Origin of the sequence: Roseobacter sp. HKCCD6576-2, from assembly GCF_013179285.1 — a bacterium.
GTDB classification, from domain to species: domain Bacteria; phylum Pseudomonadota; class Alphaproteobacteria; order Rhodobacterales; family Rhodobacteraceae; genus Rhodophyticola; species Rhodophyticola oceani.
In genome coordinates this window covers 1-1,532 of the sequence record NZ_WVNW01000060.1, presented here as the reverse complement: position 1 = coordinate 1,532, position 1,532 = coordinate 1, and the positions used below count along the sequence as shown (strand labels likewise).

The 1,532-nt window shown below is 56.7% G+C and carries 1 protein-coding gene; it reads right to left on the bottom strand.

What is annotated here, in order from left to right; genetic code table 11:
- Positions 1–72: 72 nt before the first annotated feature.
- Positions 73–1,458 (bottom strand): IS1182 family transposase, encoded by a 1,386-nt coding sequence (locus tag GTF44_RS21925; protein WP_170508459.1) that lies wholly within the window; start codon positions 1,456–1,458, stop codon positions 73–75.
- Between the last annotated feature and the right edge of the window lie 74 nt (positions 1,459–1,532).

Genomic DNA, 1,532 nt, shown 5'->3' with positions numbered 1-1,532 from the left:
GATTCTGTGGAAAAACAACGTGTTGCTGGTGCAGAGAGTTTTGCTCTGAACGAGACGCGAGCACCTTTCTGATCAGGCCTTTCGCGTTTGCTGCGGTGCAGGAAAGATCTTGGCCAGTTTCCGGAGATTTTGGGCGGTGGCGGCGAGGAGGAATTCGTCATTTGCGCCGCATGGGCCACGTAGCCGAAGTCTTCCCAACCCGAGGATGCGCTTGAGATGTGCGAAGAGCATCTCCACCTTTTTTCGGAGCTTCGCGGAAATCTTGTACTGGGACGTTTTGGCGATGGCGCGCGCGAATTCCCGTGCATCTTCGTGTTCTTCACGGGTGATTTTGCGGCAGTCGGCCTTGGGGCAGCATTTGGGTTTAGATGGGCACGCCTGACAGATGTGTTTGAGAGCCTGATACTTGGCGACACCCTTGCCGGTTGGGCCGCGATTGGGGTCTGAGTAATTGCGGCGGAACTGCTTCAGTACCTCGCCTTCAGGGCAGATGTATTGGTTGTTCTCAGCATCCCACTCGAAGTCGGCGCGAGACCAGGTGCCATCAGTGCGACCGGCTTTGTCGATCACGGGGATATGCGGTGCGATCTTGCGGTCCACGAGCCAGCCAAGCATCGGTCCTGAACCGTAGGCTGTGTCGGCGATCAGCCGTTCGGGGTGCAGATCGAACTTGGCCTTCACCCGATCCAGCATGGTCTTGGTTGACCCTACTTCGGCCTGCCGGATCGACCGTGTCGCCTCGACATCAAGGATGACACCGTGATCCGTGTCGATGAGATAATTGTCAGAATAAGCAAAGAATGCAGGCCCTTTGCGCGCTGCGGTCCATTGACTGGCGGGATCAGAGAAGGATGTGAACTTTGGCTGCACAGAAGTTGCAGCGCCGAAGGCGGCCTCATCTAGCGTGTCGAGATACTCCTTCACGGCGCGTGGCGCAGCTTCGACATCAATCCGACCAGCGTCCCATTCGTCCTTGGAAGCAGAGAATTGTTTGTTCGCATCCGCTTCGATCAGGCTGGCATCAACCGCCATACGCTGGCCGCTGACCAACCCTTCTTCGATGCACCGAGCCACCGTCGTCTCGAACAAATGGCGCAGCAGTTCGCTCTCTCGAAAGCGCCCATGCCGGTTCTTTGAAAACGTCGAATGATCGGGAACGCGGTCGTTCAGATCGAGGCGGCAGAACCACCGGTACGCCAGGTTCAGATGCACCTCTTCGCACAACCGTCGCTCGGACCGGATGCCGAAGCAATAACCCACAAGCAGCATGCGGATCAGGAGCTCGGGATCGATCGAAGGGCGGCCGGTGTGACTGTAGAAGTCGGCGAGATGAGCGCGGATTGTGCCCAGATCAACAAAGCGATCAATCGAGCGCAGCAGGTGGTCTTGCGGGACGTGGTCATCAAGCGAGAACTCGTAGAACAAAGCCGCCTGAGCTTCTTGCCTTGGTCCCATCATCGCCAATCCCTCCAATTGAAAAAATTGAATCAGCGACTTACCTCCCGATCAAGCTCGAGTTTTTCAACGAAATA

Excerpts from the sequence above, each read along its gene's own strand:
- GTF44_RS21925 (WP_170508459.1), bottom strand. The coding sequence starts at position 1,458 with ATGATGGGACCAAGGCAAGAAGCTCAGGCGGCTTTGTTCTACGAGTTC.